Origin of the sequence: Achromobacter animicus, from assembly GCF_902859585.1 — a bacterium.
GTDB classification, from domain to species: domain Bacteria; phylum Pseudomonadota; class Gammaproteobacteria; order Burkholderiales; family Burkholderiaceae_B; genus Achromobacter; species Achromobacter animicus.
Window position 1 is genome coordinate 50,874 of sequence record NZ_CADIJM010000001.1, and the last position, 17,754, is coordinate 68,627.

Sequence of the window (17,754 nt, forward strand, 5' to 3'; positions counted from 1 at the left end):
CTCCTTGTGGATGGCGTTCAAGCACGCCGGCGACGGGTCGCCTGCGTGCCGGAAAGTCAAAACAATAACATTCAGTTCTGTGTCAGCAGTGCGGCGTAAATCAAAAATCCGTGGCGCTGCGCTGCGCGGCGCACCGTCCGATGGCATCAATCCACTTTGCCCAGCCATGCCGACAGATCCTGCAAGGTCTCACGCAGGGCGTTGAAGCGCTGTTCGCCCAGGTGCGCTTTCCATTCCAGTTCAACGGCCGCCACGCAACTGCGCATCAGCACGTACATCTCCTGGCCGCGGGCGGTGAGCTGCAATTCGGTGGAATTCGATGTGGCGCCGGGCCGGCGCAGCAGATAGCCGCGCCGCTCCAGTTCGGCCAGCACGTAGTTCATTGCCTGGCGCGACATGTTGCACTGGCGGGCCAGCTCGATTGGCCGCCGGCCGTGCGGGCCGGGGTACATGAAGACGCCCAGTTCGGTCAATGACACGTCAAATCCCTGCGCGTTGACGGCGGACAACATGCGCGCCACGACGTGCTCGCGAGGCAGCCGCAGCAAGGAACCGATCATCGGCAGGCTGGTTTGCGGTTCGGATGCGGCGCTATTTTTTCTGCTGGACATGGCGTAAAAAATTTGTACACTGGCACGTAAAGTAACTTTACACGGGAGTATGCCATGAACGTAGCGCAAGCATTCGATGCAGAAGAAGTGATCCGCGTGGGCCAACTGGAAATCCGCTATCTCCAGCCAAGCGGGCGGGGGAACCGCATGGGGGCGTTTGAATTGTGTGTGCCGCCCGGCTCGAACGTGCCGCCGCCGCATAGCCACGACAACGAGGAATTGATTTACGTGCTTGAAGGCACGCTGCGCTTTACCGTCGGCGCAGAAACGCGCGTCCTTCGTCCCGGCGATTCGATGACCACGCCGACCGGTGTGGCCCATGCATTCAGCAACCCGCACGCGGTCATGGCCAAGGCGCTGGTGATCAACACGCCGGAAATCAGCGCGGATTACTTCCGCGAGATGGCGGCGCTGATCAACGGCGGCGGGCCGCCGGACAAGGCCCGGATGATGGAGACGATGAAGCGGTTCGGCCTGACGCCGATCGCGCCGGCGCCGGCGCCTGCTGTTGCGGCGGCGGCGGGTTGACCGCGCGCGTGATCGGCGCAGCGTTCCGGGCAGCATCGCTGGCATCCTCTGGCGGCCGGTGAGCGCGCAAAAAAAGGGCGTCGCCAGGACGCCCTTTTTCGGTTGATTCGACTTCGATTGCTTCAGTTTCGGTCGCTATCGCCTCAGTCGATTCAGCTTCGGCTGATGAATCCTCGGCTTACTCGTCGTTCGCCCACTCGACCTGCACGCCCAGGCTGCGCAGGTTCTCGACAAAGCGCGGATGGGCGCGTCGGATCGGCGTGGCGTTGCGAATCTCCGAACGTCCCTTGATGCTGCTGGCCACCATGAACAGCGCGATCGCCACGCGGATGATGTAGGGGCTTTCGACCACGCCTGGCGTCAGCGGATTGCCGCCAAACGTCACCACGCGGTGCGGGTCCGACGAGAACACGTGCGCACCAAATTTGGACAGCTCGCCCGTCCAGCCCAGCGCGCCGTCATAGACCTTGTTCCAGAACATCGCATTGCCCTCGGCGCACACGCCCAGCGCAATGAAGATCGGCAACAGGTCCACCGGAAAGTAAGGCCAGGGCGCCGCCTCGACCTTGGTCAGCACGTTGCTGGTGAACGGCGTCTGCACCTTCAAAGGCCCGTCCCGCAGCGCGCGGGACCAGCCGTCCTTGTGCTCGATTCGCACGCCGAACTTGGCGAACGTGCGGTCGATCAGCGGAAAATTGCCCGGCGTGCGATTGCGCACCACCACGTCGCCACCCGTGATCGCGCCCAGCGCGAGGAAGGTCGTGATCTCGTGGAAATCTTCTTCAAACGTGAACTCGCCGCCGCCCAGACGCTTGCCGCCGCGCACCACCAGCCGCGACGTGCCGATGCCGTCGATATCGGCGCCCATCATCGCCATGAACCGGCAGAACTCCTGCACGTGCGGCTCGGACGCTGCATTGGTCAACGACGACTCGCCTTCTGCCGCGGCCGCGCACAACACGAAGTTCTCGGTCGTGGTCACGGACGCATAGTCCAGCCAATGATGCGTGGGCTTGAGCGGACCGCTTGCGCGCACCAGCAGTGACCCGCTGGCGCGTTCCACCTGGCCGCCGAACGATCGGAAGATGTCCACGTGGGGATCGATCTCACGCACCCCCAGCGTGCATCCCTTGACGTTGTCCTCCAGCCGCGCCACGCCAAAGCGCGCCAGCAGCGGCGGCACCAGCATGATCGACGAACGCATCTCCTCGGGCAGCCGGTGGTTTGCCGCATCGAAAACCGTGTTCTTGTGATGCAGCGCCAGCGTGCGCGTCGCATCGTCCAGCCGGACGTCGCTGCCCAGCGTGCGGAAGATGTCCAGGATCTTGCGCACATCGGTGATGTCCGGCACCCCATGCAATGTCAACGGCTGATCGGTCAGCAGCGTGGCGCACAGGATCGGCAGCACCGCGTTCTTGTTGGCCGAAGGGACGACGCGGCCGCGCAAAGGCGTGCCGCCGTGGACGATGAGGTTGGACATGGGGATGGGGACTGCCGGGAAAGAAATAGGGGAGAGCGCGGGGATTGTACCGGGGTCTTTCCCAGGACCATTTGGACGAAAGGCGGCTAAACGTTTCAAACTGCAATACCGGCGCCGGGAAATAGGACGCGCCGCACGGTTGTCAGTCTTCGATCTTGCGCACCAGTGTCAGTGGCACCCAGCCGCTCTGGCCGTCCGATAGCCGGCTGCACCACATCCAGCCATTGAGTTGCTCCGAGCCGGCCAGCTCGTCGCCTTCGTCCACGTCCAGTTCCCTCGCGGTATAGGCGCGTAATGCGCGGCCTTGCCCCGCGTCGATCCTGTCGATGATCTGGCCCGGAACCCAGCCTCCGGAATGCCCCGACGTCGTGCAGAAGTACCAGTTGTCCCAGCCTTCGGGCCCTTTGTACTGTTCTCCGACCGTCAGCAGCGTGCCTTGTGCGAAGGTGATCGGTTCCGGATATTCGCTGCGGTGTTGACCGAGCGCGACATATCTCATGCAGACTTATCCCGATTCTTCCGGATCAGCACCGCGCCGCCGATCGTCAGCACCAGACCGCCGCCGATGTACGGCAGGCCAAAGATCAGCAGGGTAAAGAACAGCGCCGTATTGGCATCCCGCGCGCCCGGCCCGCCGCCGGTGTGCATGGCGGGATCGATCTGCAGCATGGCAATCGCGGCAGTCAGCAGCAACATCACGCCCAGGGTCGCGCATCCCCAGCCGAACAGTCGGCGCAGGTTGGCAATGCGCGCCAACGCCACGGCCGAGACGACGGCGACCAGGACATAATGAACCACGCTGGCCATTGCGACCCGATCCAGCAAAGCCGAATCCAGTGGGTCAGCGCCTGCCCCCGCGCTCGGATACACGCCGAACACCGCCAACAACAGCGGATTGGTGATGCCAAAGCTGGCGCTACCGATCAACAATCCGAAGACGATGCTGACGAGCCATTTGATCGCGGTAGGAGGCATGGGGCGGGTCGCTTCTGAAAGGTCAGTAGTAGATGTCGACGTAATCGGTCAGGCCGCCGCACGCTTCCATCTGCTGCAGGCGCCAGTACTTGCGCTTTCCGGTCGCCTTGAACTCGTAGTCGCCGGTGCGTTCGCAGCGGCGGCCCTTGTCCGGCGCGTCCAGGATCAGGATCGTGCCGCGCAGCACGAAGCTGTCGCGGCCAATGGAGACGACCTCGCCTTTGACCTTCAAGGTGCCTTCATGGTTGGCCTGCGTGCCTTCCAGGCGCACCACGTCGTTGTCGTCGATCGCGTTCATCTTGCCGCGCTTGGCGGACCACAGCCATTGCAGCGTGACGCCGCTGTTGTTCAGGAGCCGCTCGTAGGCGGCCTGGTCGTTGATCTGGGTTTTTTGCACGGGCGCCAGGGCGCCGCCGGCCGGCGCCTGCTGTGCGGGCGCTTGTTGAGCGGGCGCGCGTTGCGCGGGCGCCTGCTGCATCGGGGCTTGTTGAGCCGGAGCCTGCTGCGGGGCCGGCGCCTGGTTGCCCGAATTGGCGCGCGGGGGGAGGATGGCTGCGCCAGGATCCTTCTGCGCGAAGGCGGCGGCAGAGACGAAGGCCAGGCCCAGCGCGAGAAGCAGCGTTCCGGACTTGCGTTTGATTCCCGAGGCGCGGGCAACGTGAGTTTGCATGGTCTGTATCAAGAGAGGAGAGGGATGCGCCGTCTTTCGTCTTGATGGGGCCCGGTCATCGACCCTGACCCCGATTACGGCACGGGCGCCAACTTATCACGCCCGAGCGCGCAAATAATTGCGGGGTTTACCGTAGCTGTATCCATTCGTTAGGCGGAAAACAGAATGCTTCACCCTGCCGTAATCTGAAGGTGTTCACGCCCTGCGCCGCACATTCTCTTCATGCAGTGCGCGCACCTGTTCGACGAATTCCGGCACCGGCCCTTCAGCCTGGATGCCGTCGACCACTTCGGAGATGGGCAGAGGCCGCACGGCCGACGGTGGCACGCCCCAACCGCGCATCCATTCGGCGTACTGGGCCGACGACACGGCGTAGACGATCCGGCCAAGTCCCACCCAGCCGTGCGCCGCGGAACACATCGAACAGTGCTCGCCGGACGTGTACACCGTGCAGGCCGCACGCTCGGCTTGCGGCACATTGTTGGCGGCCCAGCGGGCAATCTCGAATTCCGGATGCCGCGTACGGTCGCCGCTGGAGACGTGGTTGTGGTCTTCAAACAGCACCCGCCCGTCGCCCGACACCAGCACCGATCCAAACGGCTGGTCGCCCGCATCGAGCGCCTGTCGGGCCAGCTCGACGCAGCGTGCCAGGTGCTTCTTGTCCTCTTCGGTAATCACGCGTGATCTCCTTGTCAAAATCGAGGCCGGCGCGGACCTCCCGCGCCGGCGCAGTCGCTACAGCAGCAGCGGCGAAATCTTGCTGCCATCCACCGACACGCCCGCCATCAGGCCGCCGTTGTTCATCACGAAGCCGACGATGGGTTGCTGCGCGGTGTTGGAATCGATGCTGCCGTTGACGCCCACGTTGGCCACGGCGACGGTCGCGTCCGCGCCGATGGTCCAGCCGCTGCTGGCCCGGAACTTGGCCAGCGCGTCGTCCGTCATGAAAAGCAGCACCATCGCCTTGGACTGCGCGCCCGCCTGAAAGCCGATGGATCCGCCCGTAATGCTGTAGTAGCCCTTGTCCTGACCGCTGACCTGCAGCACGCCTGTCCCATGCTGGGCGCCCACGATGAAGCTGGCGCTCAGCACCGCCGGAAACACCAGGACGCCCCGGGCGCGTTCCACCAGTTGCCGTGATTGCGGCGAGGATTCATATAGCTTGGACAGCGTGGCCGCCGTGGCGGCATCCAGTTCCTGACGCTTTTCGGCGGCGGTGGCCGTAGCGCGCGAATCCGTCGTGGTGCAGCCCGTAAAAAGAAAACCTGCCATGCCCAACGTGATGGCGGCGACGGCAGTCCTGCGGAATTTCGAAGTGATATCAAGCATTTGCGCTTCCTTTTTGTGGGTGACCAACGAGGTACATCAAATCATCTCCTGGCTGGAGATTACCCCGGCTCGCGCGAGGAGGCGACGGGTGTAGGCCGTTCGGGGTGAAAAAGTGTTTGCTTCCGGGTCGGTCGCGAGCGCTTGCGGTGCCCGGTTCTGCCGGCTCGTCGAATCCACTCAGCGCAAGACCGAATCCCCTCGGTTTAACATCGCGCCATGCTTCTCATCATCTTTCTCTGGATCGCACTCGCGATCGTGGTCGGCTTCATGGCCAAGCGTCGCGGGCGCAATGGCATTGGGTGGGCCTTGCTTGCCGGCCTGATCAGTGCGCCGGTCGCGGGCATTTTCCTCAAACGCATTCCCAACCGGTCGCCGCTCGCCAGCCAGCCGCTTCTTTCCACGCATATCGAATGCCTGCATTGCGGCGAGCGCATTCTGCGTGAGGCGCGCGTGTGCCGGCATTGCGGCGGGGACGTGACCGACGCGGGTCTGACGGCCGTACGGCAAGCGATGCCTGTCGGGTACTGGTTCGACCTGCCCGACCCCGCATTCAAGCTGATGCGGACTGCGGACCGCGTGGCGTTGATAAAGCCTGTTCCGCCGTGGATCGTGGTGGACCAGTCGCTTGACTCCATCGTTATTGGCAGCCGCTGGCCCGGAAAGCTCTGGCGCGTGCGCGTCGAGAAGCAGGGTGATATGTCCGATCTGGTTGCGGAGCCGGGCTACTGGCGCGCCAGTGCCATCGAATTGCTGGAAGCGCTGCCGTTGTCGGTGCTGTTCGGCCCGAAGGGCGAGGCGGTGCTGGAGATCATCGCGCAGATCAATACGCTGTCGCGCAGCGAGGCGCAGGCGCTGGCCGACAACCTGCCGGAGAACGCCTGGATGGCGTACAGCCGCGCGTGGATGCGCTGGTCGCAAGAGGACGGCGAGTCGGCTGCGGATGAAGAAAGCAATTGGCGCGGCGCGTTGGCCGCCACGCGGCGGGGCGACAAGGCCCGGTCGCCGGTTCACTCCGGCTTTCTGCTGATCCACAGCCAACTGCGGCAGCGCGCCGAGCAACTGGACGGCGGCAACGCGTTTACCTTGATCGAGGAAGACGGCGAGACCGAACAGGTGTTGAAGCCGATGTGGCAAGCGGCTTGCGATGCGCTGCTGTTTGCCGCGATGGCGCGCGCCGCGCCGCAGTATGTGTCCGACGAGGACGCGGTCACGTTGCTGCACGCTTGGACCCGCGTGCTCAGTCGTGAAAGCGAGCGCGCTTGAGATTCACCACATCGATTCGTTCAGGATCTTCCGGGCACGCTTGAACGTGATGACCGCTGCGCCGGCCGCCAGAATCAGTGCGATCCACCCGTTCATGTTGAATTTCATCTTGCGCGCGTAGTTCGCGTCGTGCACCAGCTTTGCATCGACCAGCGTTTCACCGTTCTTGCGCACGCCATAAACCCGGACGGGAATGGCCATGTTGTACTGAAGCGCAATCGTGCTGTCGGCAAGCTGCGCATCGTTTTCCTGCACCGCAAACTCTACTTGCTCACCCTCGGTATACGGAACTCTGTAGGTCGCTTCATAAAACTTGAACACCATGTAGGGATAGTTGCCTGAATACACGCAGAGCGCGCCATAGTGCTCCCACCGCCCGCGAATCTTCGCCCGGGTGTCGCAGCTTGCCACCTTGTCCACCCGCAGGCTGATCGTGTTCAGCTTCGCGGGGTCATAGGGCAGACGGACGTCTTTTGCCGCGTTGAAGCAGTAGATGGCGACGCCGGCAAGCACCAGCGCGGCAATTGCGGGAAGTCGGCAAGGCAGGAGGGCGCGTTTCCAGTCAGCCAGCTCACTGCTCATGCTGGCTGACTCGGGAACGCGAACGGCGGTTGTTGGGGCCTTGGTCGATTTTCATGACGCGCGCTGCAGAATTTGCGAGCGCTGATTTTAAACAGGCGCTGAAGCAAGCGTTGAATCACGCGCGCTGCTGCGACGCCTTCCTACTTCGGATCGCAGTGATTCCGGAACGCCTTCTCGCCCGCGTCGGAGACCTCGACCCACTTCTGATCCGGCGGCGCATCCTGCACATAGCTGTCGTGCCAGTTCCACCACTTGTACGGCGGCGTCTGCGGATAGCCCGCAGGGGAATCTTCCCAGGTCTCCTGCCGTCCCAGCGGCGTGATGTCCAGGTAGTTCCACGTGCCGCCCATCTGCTCGTCGCCACGGTTGTTCAGGAAGTAAGTGCGATAAATGCGGTCGCCGTCGCGAAAGAACACGTTGGTGCCGTGCCATTCGTCCACGCCGAAGTCCGCATCGAAGCTGTCGGTCAGCGTGAACCACGGCATCGTCCAGCCCATGTGCGCCTTCAGCCGTTCAATGTCCGCCTGCGGCGCGCGGGACACGAAGACCAGCGTCGTGTCGCGGGCGTTCAGGTGTGCCAGATGCGCAACCTGGTCCGCCACCATCGAACAGCCTCGGCACGCGTGATCCGGCCAGCCGAATACGCCAGGCTCGTGAAACGCGCGGTAGACGATGAGTTGCCGGCGGCCGTCGAACAGGTCGCGCAGCGTGACCTTGCCGGATGGGCCATCAAAGATGTATTCCTTGTCCACCGCTGTCCAGGGCATGCGGCGGCGCTCCGCAGCCAGCGCGTCGCGGGCGCGGGTGTGCGCCTTTTCCTTGATGAGCAGTTGTTGGCGGGCGGCTTCCCAGTCTTCAGCGGATACGACCGGGGGCGTCTGCATGGCGGCGTGGGCGCCGTTGCCTGCGGATGCTGGGGGTGTGGTCATGGGGTGATCCTCCTGGTGTCTTTAGTTCCCGTGCGCCCTGTTCGGGCGGGGGGAATGGGAACAGTGTGGCACCGGGAGGGACGGGACAGGAGTAACAAATCTGGCGCGAAAGTGCGCCAGACGCGTGCCGCACGTTGAGCGCGATCCGTTCGTTCTGCGTCAGACGGGGATCAGCGCTGCCTCCCGCGGCATGGCCTGTGCGGTCCACCCCCGCAGGCTTTCGCGCAACAGCGACACGGCGGCCTGGCCGCTTTCGTTCAGACGATGCGCCGCGTACAGGCCAAATTGCGCGCTCAGCGGCAACGCGCCTTCATCGCCGATGGAAATCACGCGCATGGTGTCGGGCCGCAGACACTCGGTCGTCAACAAGGCCACGCCCAGGCCGTTCTCGACAGCCGCGATCGTGGCGCCCACGTTGTGACTGGTCAGCGACACCCGAAAATCCCGCCCCGACGCCGTCAGCGCATCGAATGCCAGCCGGCGCCAGGAGCACGGTTCGGCATAGACGATCACGTCCAGCGGCTGGTCCGGGTCCAGGGTTTCGTCGATGCCGCATGCCCAATGCAGATCCACGGTCCAGGACTCGATGGGTTCATCGACAAAGCCCACGCAGGCGCCCACGGCCACGTCCAGCGTGCCGTCCTGCCAACGCGCGGCAAGTCGCTCGCCGTCGTCGATGACAACGTCCAGATGCAGATTGGGACACGAGCGCCGCAACCGGCCCAGCGCCGCCGGCAAGGCGGCCACCGCCACGTCCTCGGACAGCCCGATGCGAACGCTGCCGGCGACCGCGCGCTCGCGCAGCCGCGCTGCGGCCGCCTCGCCCAGCGCGAGGATGCGGTTGGCGTAACTGAGCAGCACCTCGCCCTCGGTGGTGGGCGCCATGCCGCGGCCGGTTCGATGCAGCAGCCGCTTGCCCACCATTTCCTCCAGACGGCGGATCTGCGTACTGAGCGCCGATTGCGCGCGGCCGGATTGGTCCGCTGCGCGGCTCAGGCTGCCGTAGCGGCAGACGGCGACAAAGGTGCGGAGCAGGGCAGGGTCGAAATCGGCTGACATTATCAATACCTGAAATCTGGTTTACGAGATATCAGTCTAGCTGTAACCCTGGCGCGTGCCTAGGATGACCCTTGTCGCGAAATGTCCGACTCAACTCAAGGAACCATCCACCATGACACAACCCCAAAACCTGCGCGTCGTCCTCGCCTCCCGGCCCGTCGGCCGCCCCAAAGCCACCGATTTCCGCGTCGAACGCGTGCCTGTTCCGGAACCGGCCGACGGTCAGCTGCTGCTGGAAGTTCAGACCCTGTCGCTGGATCCCTACATGCGCTGGCGCGTCAGCGACGAAAAATCCTACGCCACGCCCATGGAAATCGGCGATGTGATGGTCGGCGGCACGATTGCCCGTGTTCATACGTCGCGCCATCCCGACTGGCGCGAAGGCGACATCGTCCTGTCGTCTGCCGGCTGGCAACGCTACGCGCTGTCCGACGGTACCGGCCTGCGCCGGCTCGATCCCGCGAACGCGCCGCCCTCGACCGCGCTGGGCGTGCTGGGCATGCCGGGTCTGACGGCCTATGTCGGGCTGCTGAACATCGGCCAACCCAAGCCAGGTGAGAACGTCGTCGTCGCGGCCGCGAGCGGCGCGGTGGGTTCCGTCGTCGGCCAGATTGCACGCATCAAGGGCGCGCGCGTCGTGGGCATCGCGGGCGGGCCGGAGAAGTGCGCCTTTGTGAAGGAAGAGCTGGGCTTTGATGTGGTCGTGGACCACCATGCGCCGGATTTTGCGCAGAAGCTGGCCGAAGCCTGCCCTGACGGCATCGACGTGTACTTTGAGAACGTCAGCGGCCATGTGTGGGATGCGGTCCTGCCGCTGCTGAACGACTTTGCCCGCGTGCCGGTGTGCGGCCTGATCGCCAACTACAACGACGGCCCCGCCGACCGGAGCGGTCCCGACCGCCTGCCCGCCACCATGCGCGAAATCCTTTCGCGGCGTATCACCATGAAGGGGTTCATCGTGTTCGATTTCCCGAAGGAACAGGAAGACGAGTTCCTGAACGTGGCCGGGCAGTGGATCCGCGAGGGCAAGCTGCGGTGGCGCGAGGATGTGGTCGAGGGCCTTGAAAATGCGCCCGAAGCGCTGATCGGTCTGCTCGAAGGCAAGAACTTCGGGAAGCTGGTGGTGCGAGTGGGGGATTGACGCACTGGCGGTCTGGCATTCAGGCGGCCTATTGGCCGATCGTGCGCGCCTTGCTGCGCCGCGCCTTCGGCTTGGGCGCAACCCCCAGGCGCGGATCGCGCGCCACGGCCAATGCCGCCAGCGTTGCCGCAGTCGATTCGAAGGACTCGCTCGACTGCGGCAAGTACAGCCACTTGCCCAGCACCGGATGCGGCAAGAGGTCGGGAATGTCCGCCAGCAGCGCCGCATGACGTTCCTGCGACGTGCAGACCATGACCCCGTTCCACGGATCGTCCCGATCGGCGACGATCAGATACAGCAAGCCGTCCAGATACGCGGCGTCGGCGCCGAACATCTTGCGATGCGTGAAGCTTGCGTCGCTTTCGAGCGGCTCAAGAATCCACAGCAGCGAATTGGATTTTGCAGCACGCTGTTTGCGGGGAGGAGCGAAAGGATCGGGCGAGTTGCGCATGGATGGGAAGCGGTCGGGCAGGGCACAGCGACTATGCCACACCGGCTACTGCTCGAACAACGGCGCCAGTGGCAAAAGCGGCCCATACTTCTTCAGCTTTTCCCACGCCTCGGCCGCCTGGCGCAGTTCCTCGTTCTTGCGCGCCTCCTCCAGGATTTCGTCGATTCGCGGCGCCAGTGCGACGGACAGGTCGATGATGTCGTTGGCGGTGTAGCCACGCTCCCAGCGTGCGCGTAACGTCACGTCATCACCCTTGGCCCGCATGGCACGCGTCGCTTCTTTCAGCAGGGCCTTGCGCTGATCCGCATTGAGCCGCTCGGCAAACGAGATGCCCGCCACCAGGCCCTGGACCACGCCTTTCTCCCGATACCCGGTGGTAGCCGCCACCTCGCTCGCGACGCTGCGGCTGATGACCTTGGGCGCCAGGTTGTCGCGGATCCAGCTTCGGCTTAACCGCAGCAATCCAGCGCTAAGACCGTGGCCGAATCCCGTGCGCATCCCTTCCGCGCGCGCCGCTTCCTGCGCTTCGGCGTAGGTCATCGCAAATTGCACCATCAGCATGATCGCGTCCTGCGGGCCGGGCATCAGGAAGTCGGCCACCCAGCCGGCGGCGCTGCCGATCTTGCTCAACGCTGAGGCCGCGCGGCCTTGGACTTTCAGGACCGATCCGGCTTCTTCGGCCAGCGCGGCGGTGGTGGTGGCGGGCGCGGACGCAGCTTTCTTGCCGAAGCGTTGTTCAAATTCCTCCATCCGAGGCGGGCCGGCGGGGACCTTGGGCTGTTCGCCGGGAATGCGGGGTTTGGTGGCGGGTTGTTCGACGGGGAGTTGGGGCAGGGATCCTCTTGGCCGGGGGCGTCCCACGTTATCCGGGTGCTGAACGAACTTTTCGTCGGGTAGCCCGGCTCGCACGGCGGGGTCGCGCATGGTCGATAAGGATCGATAGTGACCCGTACCATCGTTCCAGGTTTTGACCTTGCCGCTCTCGAAATCCACTTGGCCCGCCCAGTTGACGCGTTCGCCGCGCGCCGCTTCGGTGTGACCATATCCGCCGCCGACCGTCCTCTTCGACTTGACGGCGAAGATCTCGCCGTCTTTCACTACAAAGTCATAGTTGCCGCGCGCCGTGCGGACGTACTTTGGGCCGACCTCCTTCCACGTGCCGTTGACGTTCCTGAGCCGGACGACTTCGCCCGACGATCCCGGCGCCGGCAGATCCCTGGGCAGATTGCCATAGGTCGGACCGCTTGCGTCGCGCTGGAGAAGACGGGCGCCGTGCGCGCTCATCGACGATTGCTGAACCACGTGCGCCAGCTCATGCGCCAGCAGCGCGCGGCCTGCGGTCGTGCCCGGCGCGTACTGACCCGCGTTCAGAACGATGTGATGGCCGACGGTATAGGCCCGGGCGTCAACGGCATTTGCAGAAGCAATCGCCAGCGCATCGGAATGCAGCTGGACGTGGCTGAAGTCGCGCTGGAAACGAGACTCCATGAAGGCGCGGGTATGCGCATCGAGGGGACGGCCTTGGATGGATAGCACGTCGCGAAGGCCAGGAATGTCATCGAGCGATGCCGCGTTGCGCGGCTCGGCCGGCCGCAGAAGCGGGGGCGGTGGAACCGGTGTGGGTTGCAAGGTGGACGGCACGGCGCCGTGCGCCTGGTCGTCTTGGGATTGCGGCATGCGCATCACGTGTCCGGACATGCGATGCGCTTCCTGCTCTGACGCGTCGCCGGGATGACTGATCGCAAGGTGCGTGCCGGGGGGATGCACGGATATCGCGGAGACCGAATGAACCGGACGCCACCGCTGAAGTTTCGTATCGCGCGCAGCCCCATCTGGCGGCGTGCGCGACGCTGCACGCTTATCCGCCGCGTCCCGTTTGCGGCTTGCGGCCGGCCCTTTGTGAACCGCCGCCTTGGGCTTTTGCACGAAAGCGCGCATGGATTCGCTCCGTTCGTTCCGGCGATTATTGTCCTCCTTTGCGGGGTGGCTGAATACGGGCGGGTTTGGTCCGGCACCTATTTCTGTAATACTCCGGCATCACCGTTTCAGTACGCGCTCGTCATTAACTGACATCGCCAAAACCTCACGGCTTTCGGATTCCGCCCATGTCTGAACACCATCAATTCATCTTCCCCCGCGACTTCCACCTGCCGCCGCCCAATTGGCCCGCGTTGGAAGCGCGGCTGCTGGAAGGGGGTTATGTCCTGCCGGCGCATGGCGACACCATTCCCTACCGCGCCAACAACGACGACGGTTTCGACGGAGATGACGCGTCATGGCGCAGCGTCCAATACTGCCTCGGCCCGGCGGCCAGACCCTACCTGAGCGATGCTGTCAGAGAGGATTACGACGCCGATCCCAGACACTTTCCGCTCATGTTGCTGGCCTTCGATGGGCCGAATCCCCGCGTCATGGTCGGCGAAAATCTTTTCGCGCCGAGCGTGCCGGGATCAAACGAACCCGCCATGCCGATGCCAGCCGAGTCGCACATCGACTTCATCGGCGAAGCCTACGAGAACCCGGCCGTCCAATGGCAATGCGAGGAAAGCGGACGCAGTTATCGCATCCTTGAACTCGATTGGCATTACAGCCTGGCGATGGGATTCCGGATGGTGCAATGCGAAGGACTGGATCGCGAGAGTGCGGAAGGGCTGGCGGGCCTGATCGGCGAACTGACGGGTCAGGTCATGGGCTGCAGCCATCGGCATCTATGACTGCGCAGGGGCGTGGACAATCGTCAGCCTACAGCCAGAGACAATTCGAAACGCCGCAGCGCGCCTGCCGACACATCTTCGCCCCTGCACAATGGCATCCTATGTGTGACGAATGCCAGACCCATTCCCAAGGAGCGATATGTCGATTCAAACGTTAAGCCGCTACGGTGTTGTGTTGTTTCTTGCCGCCATGAGTTCGGGCTGCTCGGTCGTCGGCGAGTGCGGATTGCTTCGCAGCAGCTGCGGCTATGAAGGCCAGTACGAATCGGGTGAGGAAGATTACGCGGAAGACGAAGCCAAACGGTTGAATAAACAGTCTTCCGATCGGTTGCGTCGAAGCTCTGGAGACTGACGCGGCCCGCGGCTTGTCTGAATTGGTGAAGGCGTCCTGATCCCGCCACGGTGCAGCTGCGCGGGTACTTGAACGCGACGCGGCCGGGATCGTCGAACACCTGACGCCTCGCCCCGATAGAATGCCCAGCGCCCCGTCAGCGTGGTGCTGGGCAGAATTTCAAAATGCTCTCATTCTGAATAACGCGCTCGGCGTTTTATCTACCGAAGCCGATCATTCATCACGGCCAGTCTGCCAAGTTTCCCAAAAGATTCGAAGTAGTCTTATTTCCGTAATGATTGCCGCGGTGGTTTCATACGCCTGCAGCATGCGATGTGCTGCAGGTGGAAACGCTGATAAATCCATATTCCGTTCCCAGCGAGCGCTCGCTGTAGACCGGCAGCTTCAGATTTCATGATGGTCTGCGGCGAGTAATCTGGATAAAGCAGCGGCGGCTAAATCGCGTTAAAAGTTGGGGCATAGGTAGGGTGACGCTATTAGCCGATGCCTGGGGCCGTGGCGCAAGTCACGGCCTTTCTTTTGCATCCTTTCAATCTAGGACCCGGTGGCGTTCATGCAAGCGGAAACTGCTTCCGAGCACGCGAAAGGAAGACTGCCCGAAGTCCGAGCACCGCAGGCAAGACAACAATTGCGAGCCAGCCCGCGATCGATGCCGCCCATGCCCAACGATATTTCCAGGAGATGAATTCCGGTACGCCGTTGTCGTCAAACCAAGGATCAATTGATATCAGTATCAATCCCATGGCATAGCAAAGTACTAATGCCAAGAGGGTAACGGTAAGCGCAGGCGGCGCTCCTTTGACCGAGCGTCCCTTCACCACACCAGCCAGCCAGATCGTCAGGACGCCCACGAGTACAAGGGGAAAGATAAGGATCATCAGCATTTCGTGCGCTCTGTCTTGTCGGGGCTCATTGATACTCCTTAATACTCCCCCAGAAACTCCTCCGGATCGGCTTCGATCTCGGCAATCGACCCCATCAATAGCGCCTCAAAGCTGGGCGCCACCCAGGTGATCTGGTCCGGGTCATGGGTGAAGGCGATGATCTGCCCCGGTGTGCCCGCCTCGGTGGGCGAGTGGTCGATCATCATCAGCAGTGTTGCGCCGCCGAAACTGGCGAAGGGGAGCCAGCCCTGGTGAAACCAGCCGTCCCTGATGCGCGCATCTCGCAGCGCCGGTTCAGCGTATCCGACATATCGCGGCGCTCGGTCTGCCATACGCGCTCGTGCCGCAATCGCCTTTTCCAACGGCAGAAAATCATAAGCCGTCAAATAGCCCGGCTGCATGAACACCGGCTCGTCGCGCTCGGCCCCATTGGCACGAAGCCAAGCCTGCCGGGCGCCCGCAGAGATAAGGAAGCCAAGTTCCGCCTCTACCGCTTCCAGGACCGATTCCGCCGCGCCTGGGTTGAGGTTTAGCGCGTGACCGTGCGCGTCGCATACCGCTCGAACCCGATCAACGTATTGGGAAAAATTCATCGCCGCTGGTGGTCCTTTTGCGTGTTACGCAGCTTGCGGCAAGAAAAACCGATCCTTCAGTTCCTGCAATCCAATCCGCTCCAACATCTCGGTCAAACGCTCGGCAGGCTTGCGAGTCGGCAGATTTTTATATTGCGCAATGATCAGCTCATTCTTCATCGAATGCTCCCAGCCAACCAGTTCAGTCACGCTGACCTGATACCCATGCGCCTCAAGCTGCAGGCAACGCAGCACATTCGTAATCTGGCTACCGAACTCCCGCGTGTGCAGTGGATGCCGCCAGATCTCGGCCAACGGATCGGCCAGCGCTTTTGCCTTGTTTTTCCGCAGCACCGAAGCCACTTCCGCCTGGCAGCACGGCACGACCACGATGTATTTGGCTTTCTTCTCCAACGCAAAATGAATTGCGTCGTCGGTGGCGGTATTGCAGGCGTGCAGGGCGGTAACGACGTCAATCGATGCGGGAAGCTTGTTCGAGGTGATCGATTCCGCAACCGAGAGGTTCAGAAACGACATGCCGCCAAAGCCCAGCCGCTTGGCCAGTTCCTCCGACGACTTCACCAGTTCTTCCCGCGTTTCGATGCCGTAGATATGCGAGCCGTTCTTCAGCGCCTCGGGCTGATCCTTGAAGAACAGGTCGTACAGGATGAAACCAAGATACGACTTGCCCGCGCCGTGGTCGGCCAGCGTGACGGCGCCGCGTTGCGCTTGGACGTCCTTGAGCAGCGGCTCGATGAACTGGAACAGGTGGTAGACCTGCTTGAGCTTGCGGCGGCTGTCCTGGTTCATCTTGCCGTCGCGGGTCAGGATGTGCAGGGCCTTGAGCAGTTCGATCGACTGGCCGGGGCGGATGTCGTGGGTTTTTTCGGACATGGGGAAAGGCAAAGCGCCCCGCTGGGGCGGGGCGCGTCGAGGTGCGGAAAGAGGCATTTTACCCCTCTGCGTGTTTGACTCCGGCTCTACCTGAGGGCCGGCGCCAGACACGCAGGTCAAAGGAGCGCCTCAGACCGTCACGAGGACAGGCTCACCCAGATTCAGCATCAACCGATTCGCCCACGCAAAGATCGCGTCCGAATGCAGCAGATCCAGGATCTCACCGTCATTCAATCCAACGTCCTTCAGCGCCTGGATGCTGGCCGCGTTCACGTCAGCCTGCGCTTCGGTGATCTGGATCGAGAACTTGCCAATCGCCTGTTCACGCTTGGTCGTGCCAGCCGTGATCGGATCCTCGAACACCTGCCCAATCACGTCATTGCGCTTGGCCAGTTGCTCGAACCGCTGCGCATGCACCGACGCGCAGTACACGCAGCCGTTGACGCGCGACACGACGGTGGCGCCCAGCTCGCGTTCGGCGCGCGACATGCCGCCCGGGGCGTACATGATGGCGTTGAAGGCCGTGGAGCGTTGGCGCAGGATTTCCGGCTGGTGGACCAGGAACAGGTAGTAGTCCGAGACCTTGGCCTTGGGGTGGCTTTCTTCCAGGACGGCGATCTGTTCGGGCGTGGCAGTGTCGACGTTGACGACGTCGAGCCAGGCCTTCCACTCCAGGACTTCGTTCGTGAAACCGTGGGCCTTGATGACGTCGCCGGGTTCGGTGTTGCCGGGGTTGATGACGGCAGTCGCTTCCGCGGCAGCAGAACCGGCGCCTTGACCCTCAGCGGCCTTCATCGCCACCAACCCCGCCACCAGACGCGTCTGATACGACAGGAAGGCGATGAGCTGCGACAGGGTGACGACAGCGGGCGTCGAAACCCCCGCCGCCGGCAGCGTCTTCAGCGCCGCCTCGTCGCCTTCGACAGGCTTTTCAATCAGTTTGCGCGTGAATTCCAGCACGGCGGCCAGTTGCGGGTTGGCGGCGTCGGCCGGTTTGCCCGATTCGGCGACGGCGATGTCCGCTGCCGCGGCGCCGGCTTCCACGGCGCGGGCACGATAGTGCGCAGCCAGCAGCGGCGACGGCGTGATGCGCGTGGCATACAGCGCGACCAGCAGCCGGTCGGCCAGCGACAGGCCGGGCAGGGCCGGGTCGAACAGGGCGTCGTAGCTGCCTTGCGTGGCGGCGGCGACCTTGTCGCGCTTGTGGCGCACGTCAAAGGTCTGGCTGCCGGGCGTCAGGCCCACGAGCTGGTCGACGAGGTCTTTGTTGATGTCGTAGACGATGGGTTGTTGTGCCATTGACGAATTCTCCTAAAGTTT

At 63.3% G+C, this 17,754-nt stretch carries 21 protein-coding genes; 5 read left to right on the plus strand and 16 right to left on the minus strand.

Annotated elements, in window-relative coordinates; translation table 11 throughout:
- Window positions 1-146: 146 nt before the first annotated feature.
- Window positions 147-611, minus strand: a complete 465-nt coding sequence (locus HV681_RS00205; protein ID WP_175121153.1) for a MarR family winged helix-turn-helix transcriptional regulator — start codon at window positions 609-611, stop codon at window positions 147-149.
- Between the two features lie 54 nt (window positions 612-665).
- Between HV681_RS00205 and HV681_RS00210 the strand changes: the two genes are divergently transcribed.
- A complete protein-coding gene (locus HV681_RS00210; protein WP_175121154.1) occupies window positions 666-1,139 on the plus strand; it encodes a cupin domain-containing protein in 474 nt (157 codons plus the stop codon).
- A 178-nt stretch (window positions 1,140-1,317) separates the two neighbouring features.
- On the opposite strand, the gene HV681_RS00215 is transcribed toward HV681_RS00210, so the two are convergent.
- From HV681_RS00215 to HV681_RS00240, 6 genes are all read right to left on the minus strand, one after another.
- Entirely contained in the window at window positions 1,318-2,619 is a 1,302-nt protein-coding gene (locus HV681_RS00215; protein ID WP_056562178.1) for a UDP-N-acetylglucosamine 1-carboxyvinyltransferase, read from the minus strand.
- A 142-nt stretch (window positions 2,620-2,761) separates the two neighbouring features.
- Window positions 2,762-3,118 carry an SH3 domain-containing protein gene (locus HV681_RS00220; RefSeq protein WP_175121155.1) on the minus strand — a complete coding sequence of 119 codons (357 nt, stop codon included), beginning with the start codon at window positions 3,116-3,118 and terminating at the stop codon, window positions 2,762-2,764.
- Complete coding sequence (locus HV681_RS00225; protein WP_175121156.1) at window positions 3,115-3,594, minus strand: hypothetical protein; 480 nt, start codon at window positions 3,592-3,594, stop codon at window positions 3,115-3,117. Before HV681_RS00225 ends, HV681_RS00220 begins: the two co-directional genes overlap by 4 nt.
- Window positions 3,595-3,616: 22 nt before the next feature.
- The gene (locus HV681_RS00230) at window positions 3,617-4,264 is read right to left on the minus strand and encodes a hypothetical protein (RefSeq protein ID WP_175121157.1); all 648 of its coding nucleotides are present in this window, start codon (window positions 4,262-4,264) and stop codon (window positions 3,617-3,619) included.
- 195 nt (window positions 4,265-4,459) lie between these two features.
- The gene (locus HV681_RS00235; protein WP_175121158.1) at window positions 4,460-4,942 is read right to left on the minus strand and encodes a nucleoside deaminase; all 483 of its coding nucleotides are present in this window, start codon (window positions 4,940-4,942) and stop codon (window positions 4,460-4,462) included.
- A 57-nt stretch (window positions 4,943-4,999) separates the two neighbouring features.
- The gene (locus HV681_RS00240) at window positions 5,000-5,593 is read right to left on the minus strand and encodes a BPSL1445 family SYLF domain-containing lipoprotein (RefSeq protein ID WP_175121159.1); all 594 of its coding nucleotides are present in this window, start codon (window positions 5,591-5,593) and stop codon (window positions 5,000-5,002) included.
- 216 nt (window positions 5,594-5,809) lie between these two features.
- Here HV681_RS00240 and HV681_RS00245 point away from each other — a divergent pair, with 216 nt between their 5' ends.
- Entirely contained in the window at window positions 5,810-6,856 is a 1,047-nt protein-coding gene (locus tag HV681_RS00245) for a hypothetical protein (protein ID WP_254594838.1), read from the plus strand.
- Window positions 6,857-6,859: 3 nt separating this feature from the next.
- On the opposite strand, the gene HV681_RS00250 is transcribed toward HV681_RS00245, so the two are convergent.
- The 3 genes from HV681_RS00250 to HV681_RS00260 form a co-directional block, all read right to left on the minus strand.
- Window positions 6,860-7,438 (minus strand): hypothetical protein, encoded by a 579-nt coding sequence (locus HV681_RS00250; RefSeq protein WP_175121160.1) that lies wholly within the window; start codon window positions 7,436-7,438, stop codon window positions 6,860-6,862.
- Between the two features lie 140 nt (window positions 7,439-7,578).
- A complete protein-coding gene (locus HV681_RS00255; RefSeq protein WP_217467823.1) occupies window positions 7,579-8,322 on the minus strand; it encodes a DUF899 domain-containing protein in 744 nt (247 codons plus the stop codon).
- A 204-nt stretch (window positions 8,323-8,526) separates the two neighbouring features.
- Entirely contained in the window at window positions 8,527-9,426 is a 900-nt protein-coding gene (locus HV681_RS00260) for a LysR family transcriptional regulator (protein ID WP_175121162.1), read from the minus strand.
- 112 nt (window positions 9,427-9,538) lie between these two features.
- On the opposite strand from HV681_RS00260, the gene curA reads away from it, so the two are divergent.
- Window positions 9,539-10,567 (plus strand): NADPH-dependent curcumin/dihydrocurcumin reductase, encoded by a 1,029-nt coding sequence (curA, locus tag HV681_RS00265; RefSeq protein ID WP_175121163.1) that lies wholly within the window; start codon window positions 9,539-9,541, stop codon window positions 10,565-10,567.
- Between the two features lie 28 nt (window positions 10,568-10,595).
- Here the strand turns inward: curA and HV681_RS00270 are convergent, their stop codons facing one another.
- Together HV681_RS00270 and HV681_RS00275 are read right to left on the minus strand one after the other, a co-directional pair.
- Window positions 10,596-11,018, minus strand: coding sequence for a hypothetical protein (locus HV681_RS00270; RefSeq protein WP_175121164.1), 423 nt, complete (start codon window positions 11,016-11,018; stop codon window positions 10,596-10,598).
- Window positions 11,019-11,063: 45 nt separating this feature from the next.
- Window positions 11,064-12,956 (minus strand): eCIS core domain-containing protein, encoded by a 1,893-nt coding sequence (locus tag HV681_RS00275; protein ID WP_254594839.1) that lies wholly within the window; start codon window positions 12,954-12,956, stop codon window positions 11,064-11,066.
- A 167-nt stretch (window positions 12,957-13,123) separates the two neighbouring features.
- Here HV681_RS00275 and HV681_RS00280 point away from each other — a divergent pair, with 167 nt between their 5' ends.
- Together HV681_RS00280 and HV681_RS00285 are read left to right on the plus strand one after the other, a co-directional pair.
- On the plus strand, window positions 13,124-13,732 hold the full coding sequence (locus HV681_RS00280) for a hypothetical protein (protein ID WP_175121165.1): 609 nt from the start codon (window positions 13,124-13,126) through the stop codon (window positions 13,730-13,732).
- 139 nt (window positions 13,733-13,871) lie between these two features.
- Window positions 13,872-14,084, plus strand: coding sequence for a hypothetical protein (locus HV681_RS00285; RefSeq protein WP_175121166.1), 213 nt, complete (start codon window positions 13,872-13,874; stop codon window positions 14,082-14,084).
- 551 nt (window positions 14,085-14,635) lie between these two features.
- Here HV681_RS00285 and HV681_RS00290 read toward each other — a convergent pair.
- The 4 genes from HV681_RS00290 to HV681_RS00305 all read right to left on the minus strand — a co-directional run bounded on the left by HV681_RS00290 (window position 14,636) and on the right by HV681_RS00305 (window position 17,733).
- The gene (locus HV681_RS00290) at window positions 14,636-14,962 is read right to left on the minus strand and encodes a hypothetical protein (RefSeq protein WP_175121167.1); all 327 of its coding nucleotides are present in this window, start codon (window positions 14,960-14,962) and stop codon (window positions 14,636-14,638) included.
- 44 nt (window positions 14,963-15,006) lie between these two features.
- Window positions 15,007-15,561 (minus strand): SMI1/KNR4 family protein, encoded by a 555-nt coding sequence (locus HV681_RS00295; protein WP_175121168.1) that lies wholly within the window; start codon window positions 15,559-15,561, stop codon window positions 15,007-15,009.
- A gap of 24 nt (window positions 15,562-15,585) precedes the next feature.
- Window positions 15,586-16,434: a class I SAM-dependent methyltransferase gene (locus HV681_RS00300; RefSeq protein WP_175121955.1), complete on the minus strand. Its 849-nt coding sequence runs from the start codon at window positions 16,432-16,434 to the stop codon at window positions 15,586-15,588.
- A gap of 129 nt (window positions 16,435-16,563) precedes the next feature.
- A complete protein-coding gene (locus HV681_RS00305; RefSeq protein WP_175121169.1) occupies window positions 16,564-17,733 on the minus strand; it encodes a CMD domain protein in 1,170 nt (389 codons plus the stop codon).
- Between the last annotated feature and the right edge of the window lie 21 nt (window positions 17,734-17,754).